The organism is Parvibaculum sp. (assembly GCF_040882025.1).
Taxonomy (GTDB): Bacteria; Pseudomonadota; Alphaproteobacteria; order Parvibaculales; family Parvibaculaceae; genus Parvibaculum.
Window position 1 is genome coordinate 43,907 of sequence record NZ_JBBECC010000211.1, and the last position, 6,446, is coordinate 50,352.

At 67.3% G+C, this 6,446-nt stretch carries 7 protein-coding genes; 5 read left to right on the top strand and 2 right to left on the bottom strand.

Going from position 1 to position 6,446, the window contains the following annotated elements; translation table 11 throughout:
• Nucleotides 1-14: 14 nt before the first annotated feature.
• Nucleotides 15-1,340: a hypothetical protein gene (locus WEB61_RS16540; RefSeq protein WP_368065441.1), complete on the bottom strand. Its 1,326-nt coding sequence runs from the start codon at nucleotides 1,338-1,340 to the stop codon at nucleotides 15-17.
• A 186-nt stretch (nucleotides 1,341-1,526) separates the two neighbouring features.
• On the opposite strand from WEB61_RS16540, the gene WEB61_RS16545 reads away from it, so the two are divergent.
• The gene (locus tag WEB61_RS16545; RefSeq protein ID WP_368065442.1) at nucleotides 1,527-2,555 is read left to right on the top strand and encodes an alpha/beta hydrolase; all 1,029 of its coding nucleotides are present in this window, start codon (nucleotides 1,527-1,529) and stop codon (nucleotides 2,553-2,555) included.
• Nucleotides 2,552-2,977: a helix-turn-helix transcriptional regulator gene (locus WEB61_RS16550; RefSeq protein ID WP_368065443.1), complete on the top strand. Its 426-nt coding sequence runs from the start codon at nucleotides 2,552-2,554 to the stop codon at nucleotides 2,975-2,977. Before WEB61_RS16545 ends, WEB61_RS16550 begins: the two co-directional genes overlap by 4 nt.
• Nucleotides 2,978-3,004: 27 nt before the next feature.
• Here the strand turns inward: WEB61_RS16550 and WEB61_RS16555 are convergent, their stop codons facing one another.
• Nucleotides 3,005-3,151 carry a hypothetical protein gene (locus tag WEB61_RS16555; protein ID WP_368065444.1) on the bottom strand — a complete coding sequence of 49 codons (147 nt, stop codon included), beginning with the start codon at nucleotides 3,149-3,151 and terminating at the stop codon, nucleotides 3,005-3,007.
• A gap of 162 nt (nucleotides 3,152-3,313) precedes the next feature.
• Here WEB61_RS16555 and WEB61_RS16560 point away from each other — a divergent pair, with 162 nt between their 5' ends.
• The 3 genes from WEB61_RS16560 (at nucleotide 3,314) to WEB61_RS16570 (ending at nucleotide 6,064) form a co-directional block, all read left to right on the top strand.
• Entirely contained in the window at nucleotides 3,314-4,612 is a 1,299-nt protein-coding gene (locus tag WEB61_RS16560) for a hypothetical protein (protein WP_368065445.1), read from the top strand.
• A complete protein-coding gene (locus tag WEB61_RS16565; protein ID WP_368065446.1) occupies nucleotides 4,609-4,953 on the top strand; it encodes an ArsR/SmtB family transcription factor in 345 nt (114 codons plus the stop codon). Before WEB61_RS16560 ends, WEB61_RS16565 begins: the two co-directional genes overlap by 4 nt.
• Nucleotides 4,954-5,038: 85 nt before the next feature.
• Nucleotides 5,039-6,064 carry a permease gene (locus WEB61_RS16570; protein WP_368065447.1) on the top strand — a complete coding sequence of 342 codons (1,026 nt, stop codon included), beginning with the start codon at nucleotides 5,039-5,041 and terminating at the stop codon, nucleotides 6,062-6,064.
• Nucleotides 6,065-6,446: the final 382 nt, after the last annotated feature.

The window sequence follows — 6,446 nt, forward strand, 5'->3', positions numbered from 1 at the left end:
CCCGGACGGCCCTCTCAGAAGCGGAACGCCGCCCTCAGCGATCCGACGATCGCGTCCGCATTGTCCATGTCGAGCCGCGTTGGGTTGACGCCGTCACGCGTGATGTTGGGCACGTTGCCGGCATGGACCCAGGCGAAATCCACCGACAGCGCGAAGGGCGAGGCTGCCGTGCCGAAGGTTACGCCCACCCAGGCGCGGCCACTCACCGTCGTGTCGTCGTTCTCGAGTGCGGCCTCGCTGTCGGGGAAGCCGGTGAAGGAAAGCCGGTCGTGCCCGTCGGCGTCATTGAAGTCGACGGCCACAAGGCCGCCGGCGCGCAGCGAATAGCCGCCGAAATCGCGCACCGCTTCTATGCCCGCCATCGGGCTTATCGCGTCCACATCGATACTCGTCGCATAGGCGAAGTCGCGCGCGAAGCCGGGAATCGCGCCTTCGAAGCGGGCGTCGAAATCCGTTCGCGTATAGCCGACGCCGGCGAAGGGGAAGAGCAGCAGCGTCTCGCACTCGACCGGCATGACGAATTTCGCGTGGATATTGGTCCAGTCATAGCTGGCGGAAAAATTCGCCCGGCTCACCACATTGAGGCCGCCGGCGCTCGGCAAGGCAAAGCCCGAGGCACCGCCCAGCGGTCCGGGGATCAAGAGCCCGTCGCCCGCCGGATCGATGTTGGTGAAGCTGCTGCTCGCATCCGCGCCCGTTCTCTCGACGGTCATTTCCCACCAGGTTTTCGAATTGCCGAGGCGGCCGCCCCCGCTGATCGAGCCGCCGGCCACCGCGGCGTCGTCCTCGCCGTCCACCACGCCGATCGCCTGGTCGAGCGTGATCGCGTCTTCAAAGCCGAGATAGCGGAGCGTCGGCAGCGAAATGCGGCCCGCATGAAGGCCGGCGCCGGCGCTGAACGAATGCCGGGCGGCTTTGGCTTCCTTCTTGTCCGCACATTTCAATTTCCACTCGGCATCCAGTTCCCACCCGATCCTTTCGAGAACATCCGCGTCGTCATTTCCCGTATTGGCGCCGGCGATGGTCTCGATATAGCCGCCGCCCGGTTCGTCGCGTGCGTAATTCTCTCCATGGAAAACGTCAAACCGTGCCTTGTTGAACCCCCCCTCGTCGCAACGGGCAATCGCGGCGCGTGCCTGGCGTACATGCTGCACCATTTCCTCGGCGCGCACCGAATTGTGCAGCATATAATCCGTGCCCGTCACATTGAATTGCGGCAGGGCCGGGTTGTGGCTGTTGTCGGGCGGCGCGGCCACGGCCGGCGCGGAAAGCGCCGCGGCGCCGAGCAGCGCTATGCCCGACAGGGCCGATGCGAGATGGACGGAATTCGATATGGTCATGCCCCTTGTCCCCTGTTCGCGGCGCGACGCGCGCCTGATCTCTCGGGAAAAAACTAGGGGCGGGGATTTGGCGTTTCGTCATACACTTGTATGAGGCGGCGGCCCGCCGGCGGGAATAGACAGGACATGCGGAATTAATGCCGGTCTTTAAAAGCGCGGGGGAGCGGCGTGCGAGGGGAGATGCCGATGGCGCAGGTTCTCGAAGCGGGTCTCGACCGCACGGCGCGGAGCTGGCGCCGGCCGCGCGCGGAAGCGAGCTGGCAGGCGCGCTTCTGGATCGGCTTGATGCACCTCGTCAACGGTGCGCTCCGCCGTTCGGTCGGCGTCGGTTCGGCAAAGCCCTTCAACGTCGCCTCGGCGCGGCGGCGGGCGAAGTTTCTCGAAAACGCCATCGCGATGGTGCCGCCCCACACCCTCTTCGGTGAGGCCGCGGATGCGCCGGTCGCCGGCGAATGGGTCGAGGTCGCGGGCGCCGCCGCATCCGATCGCACGCTCCTTTACGTGCATGGCGGTTCCTTCATTCTCGAGCGATCCGACGTGCACAACGCGCTGATCGCGCGCATCTGCAAGGAAACCGGCGCGCGCGCCTTCATCGTCGATTACAGGCTGGCGCCCGAGCATCCGTTTCCGGCCGGCATCGAGGATGTGAAAGCGGCTTACCGCTGGCTGATCGACAGCGGCACCGATCCGGCGCGTCTCGGCATCGTCGCGGATTCGGCCGGCGGCGGCCTCGTGCTGTCGGCGCTGGTCGCCTTGCGCGACGAGGGCGTTCCGATGCCCGGCGCCATGGCGCTGCTCGGCCCCTGGGTCGATCTCACGCTGTCGGGCGATTCGATCCTCGGCAACATGCAGAACGAGGCGATGGTCTCGACGCTTGAAGGCATCAGCATCTGCACCCGGCTTTATTTGCAAGGCCACATGGCGGGCGATCCGGCCGCCTCGCCGCTCTTTGCCGATCTCAAGGGCCTGCCGCCGACGCTCATCCATGTCGGCGCGCCTGAAATGCTGCGCGACGACGCGACGCGGCTTGCGACCCGCATGCGCGAGGCGGGCACCAGGGCCTGGTGCGATGTCTATCCGCGCATGCCCCATGTCTGGCACCGGCTCGGGCCGCTGCTGCCCGAAACGCGGCGCTCCATCGGCGAAATCGGCGAATTCATCCGCGAGATGATCCCGGATATGCAAGCGCGGCGGCAGGCCGGAGAGCGGCGATGACGAAGCGCAAAGCCGGCGGCCGTCTCGACGCGCGCGTCTGGCCCGGCATTCTCGAAACGCTGGTGCCGGCGACCGACCGGCGGCTCGTCGAGATTATGGCCTGGGCCGAGGCGCATGATCAGAAATGGCTGTTCGATTTTCTCGAAGCACGCGCTGCCAACCTCCGCGCGGACACGGACGAAAACTTCCGCGGCAAAATTCCACCCGAGGATCATCTGGCGCAGCGCTTCGGTCTCACGGTCGCGCAGGCGCGCGTGCTGAGCGCCTTCCTTGCCGGCCAGAACTTGCGGGAAATTGCGCGCCTGCAGGGCGTTTCGATCACCACCGTGCGCACGCATTTCGTGCAGATGCGCGAAAAACTCGGCGCCCGCGACCAAGCCGATGTCATCCGCATCGCGCTGCTGGGCGGCGACGCGGCCTGAGCCCGCGCCGGGCCGCAAAGGCCGCGTTCAAATGCGGGTTTCCGCCGCCCGTTCCGCCAGCGCGCGGATGTCGTGTTCGCGCACGCCGTCGCGGTTCATCACCAGGCGCACCAGCGGGTCGATCAGCAATTCTTCCAGCGTCAGCTCCCTGACGACGCTTTCCCTCGGGGACATGGCACACCTCGCGCTCTCGGATTATGTCTAGTTGCGAATAATTCTCAACTAGGAGATGGGGTCGCCATCCGCCGGGACAAGGGCGCGCCTGCAAAAAAACCTTGCCGCCGCCCGCCGGCATCCCATATAACGATAATTCCGGTTATATCGTCAGAGTGCCCCATGCAGCCCATCGGCCCCGCCGCCATCGCCCGCCTCAACGAGGAATGTTTCTGCCTGCCGCTGGAGCGTGCCGCCCTTCAGGCCGCCGCCGCCGCGCGGCTGGGCGCGCAAGAGGCCCCCTGGGCGGCCGGCGCGCTCGAGGGACTTTCGGCCGGGCAGCCGATATTCCTGCCCGCCGCGATGCGCGACGATCTCTTCCAGCGCGCCCGCGCCGTAGGCGCGCTGCTTCTCGCCCTTGCCGCCACGCGCGCCTCCTTCGACCGCGAGGCGCTTGCCGCGGCCGGCATCTACAACAGTTTCGATTTCCACCTCGCCGCCACCGGCCCGAAGCTCATCGAGGTCAACACCAATGCGGGCGGCGCCTTCCTGCAGCCGCTTTTCCTTGATGCGGTCACGCCCGCAAGGGCCATGCAGGGCTTCGCGCCGGAAGAGATGCTGCTCGACGCCTGGGCGCGGCTTCGCCCCGGCCGCCCGCTTCGCCGCGTCGCGATCGTGGACGAGGCGCCGGAAACCCAGGCGCTTTATCTCGACATGCGCCTTGCCGCCGCCGCGCTCGAAGGGCGCGGGCTCGCGGTCGATATTCTCGACCGCAAGGCGCTCCGCCGCGAAGGGGGCGCGCTTCTCGGCCCGCGCGGCCCCATCGACATGGTCTATAACCGGCTCGTCGATTTCCATCTGCGCGAACCCGAAAGCGCCGTGCTCAACGACGCATGGGCCGCGGGCGAGGCCGTCGTCGCGCCCAATCCGCAAGTCTACCGCGCCTTTGCCGACAAGCATCTGCTGGTCGCCTTGAGCGACCCGGAAGCCGTCGCCGCGCTCGCCGCCGAAGCGCATGCCGACGCCGCCCTCGTCCTCGACACCGTTCCGCACACGGAGCTTGTCGACCGCGCCAGCGCCGACCGGCTCTGGGCGGCGCGCCGCGACTATGTCTTCAAGCCGGCGGAAGGCTATGCCTCGCGCGGCGTCTATCGCGGCGACAAGATCAGCCACAAGAAATGGGGCGAGATCGCGGGCGCGGGCTATCTCGCGCAGCGTTTCGCCGAGCCTTCGCAGCGCGCCCTGCGGCTTGCGGGCGGGCCCGCCGCGCACAAGGCCGATATCCGCGTCTGGGCGCATGGGGCGGAACCCCTCTTCTCGGCGGCGCGCCTTTATGGCGGCCAGGTCACGGGCTTCCGGGGCGAGGGTGCCGGCTTCGCGCCGATCCTCTGGCTCGAAAGCGCCTCGGCGGAGGCGGGCTGCGCCGAAGCCGGCTGCGCCGACACGAAATCTGCGGACACCACTTGCGGAGTACCAGCATGAGCGCGAGAAATTTGGCCGTGAAAGCCGCCCCGAAAACATCCGCCGATCTCGACCGCACGGCCCAATGCCTCGAGGCGCTGGGCCAGCCGGTCAGGCTCGCCGTCTACCGCGCGCTGGTCCGCGCCGGGCCCGAAGGGCGCTCGGTCGGCGAGCTGCAGGAAATGCTCGACATTCCGCGTTCGACGCTGTCCTTCCATCTCAGGCGTCTGATCGAGGTCGGGCTCGTCGGCCAGGAGCGCCAGGGCACGACGCTGATCTGCCGGGCCGATTGCGCCGTCATGGATGCGACGCTCGGCTTCCTCCTGCGCGAATGCTGCGCCGACCGCCGCCGTCCCGGCTGACAATCACGAGGTTTGAACCCACCGGCAAAACCGGATTTTTCGCACCCTCAAATAACGGTAAAACTGGAAATATGGAGATAACAAAATGACTGTTCTTGTCCGCCGCATGGCCGATGCGGCAATCGGTTTCGATCGTGTCGTCATCGCCTTTCTGGCGGTTCTCGCGCTCGTCGCGCTCGCGGCGCCCGCGCAGGTGGCGCTGAGCCTCGGCTTCACCGCGCAAAACCTCCTCAAGATCGCGCCTTTCCTCGCCTTTTCGGTGCTGCTGGCGGGCTACGCCAAGGCCAGCGGCATGGACAATCTGATTGCCCGCGTCTTCACCGGCGCGACGCCGCAGATGATCGTGGTGGCGGCGCTGTTCGGCGCGCTGTCGCCCTTCTGCTCCTGCGGCGTCATCCCGATCATCGCGGCGCTGCTCGCGATGGGCGTGTCGCTCCCGGCCGTCATGGCCTTCTGGCTCGCCTCGCCGATCATGGACCCTTCCATGTTCGTGCTCACCTCGAGCATTCTCGGGCCGGAATTCGCGCTCTACAAAACCTTCGCCGCCGTTTCGATCGGCCTCTTCGGCGGCTTCCTCACCTGGGGCGTGCAAGGCGCGGGCGGCTTCGCGCAAGTGCTGCGCGCGGGCGTCGGCGATGGCGGTTGCGGCGGCGGCGTGGTGCGCGATCCGAAGCCCGTCGTCTGGCGCTTCTGGCACGACGCCGAACGGCGCGAAAAGTTCCGCGTGGCCGCGCTCGACATCGCGCTCTTTCTCGGCAAGTGGCTGGCGCTCGCCTTCCTGCTCGAAAGCCTGCTGGTCGCCTGGCTTCCCGCCGAAACGGTGATCCGCTTCGTCGGCACCGACGGCTTTGCTTCCGTCGCCATGGCCGTCCTTGTCGGCGTGCCGGCCTATCTCAACGGCTATGCCGCGTTGCCACTTGTCGCGGGCTTCATCGATCAGGGCATGGCGCCCGCCGCCGGCATGGCCTTTCTGCTCGCGGGCGGCGTCACCAGCCTGCCGGCCGCCATGGCCGTCTTCGCGCTGGTGCGCCTGCCGGTCTTCGCCCTCTACCTCGCCGCCTCGCTGGCCGGCGCCTTTCTGCTCGGGCTGGGCTTCATGGTGGTGGGGTGAGCTGTTGTCCCTCCCGGAGAGGAGAGGGATTGAAGCGCTGCAGTGATTTGATCAAACTGGAGAAATGAAAAGGGCGACACCACATCTCCCTCTCCCCGGAGGGGAGAGGGAGATATAAGTCCACCTCTTCTTCCTCAAACGCCGCCCCGAACACGATGCCGTGATACGGCGCGGCTCTTCTGGCCGCCGCCGGGCGCCGCGGGTTAGCCTGTCGCGAAGCCGCGCGGGCGCGGACAAAAACGGGAGGGAAAACATGCGGCACGGCAGATGTCTTTGCGGCGCATGCAGCTACGAGATCGACGGCGATCCCATCGTGGTCGCGCATTGCCACTGCAGGGATTGCCAGCGCCTCAGCGGCGCCCGGCACACCACCGGCGCGATG

What these genes read in the sequence shown, in the direction of transcription:
- WEB61_RS16555 (WP_368065444.1), bottom strand. Translation starts at nt 3,151, where the DNA reads ATGTCCCCGAGGGAAAGCGTCGTCAGGGAGCTGACGCTGGAAGAATTG.
- WEB61_RS16565 (WP_368065446.1), top strand. Translation starts at nt 4,609, where the DNA reads ATGAGCGCGAGAAATTTGGCCGTGAAAGCCGCCCCGAAAACATCCGCC.
- WEB61_RS16570 (WP_368065447.1), top strand. Translation starts at nt 5,039, where the DNA reads ATGACTGTTCTTGTCCGCCGCATGGCCGATGCGGCAATCGGTTTCGAT.
- WEB61_RS16540 (WP_368065441.1), bottom strand. Translation starts at nt 1,340, where the DNA reads ATGACCATATCGAATTCCGTCCATCTCGCATCGGCCCTGTCGGGCATA.
- WEB61_RS16545 (WP_368065442.1), top strand. Translation starts at nt 1,527, where the DNA reads ATGGCGCAGGTTCTCGAAGCGGGTCTCGACCGCACGGCGCGGAGCTGG.
- WEB61_RS16550 (WP_368065443.1), top strand. Translation starts at nt 2,552, where the DNA reads ATGACGAAGCGCAAAGCCGGCGGCCGTCTCGACGCGCGCGTCTGGCCC.
- WEB61_RS16560 (WP_368065445.1), top strand. Translation starts at nt 3,314, where the DNA reads ATGCAGCCCATCGGCCCCGCCGCCATCGCCCGCCTCAACGAGGAATGT.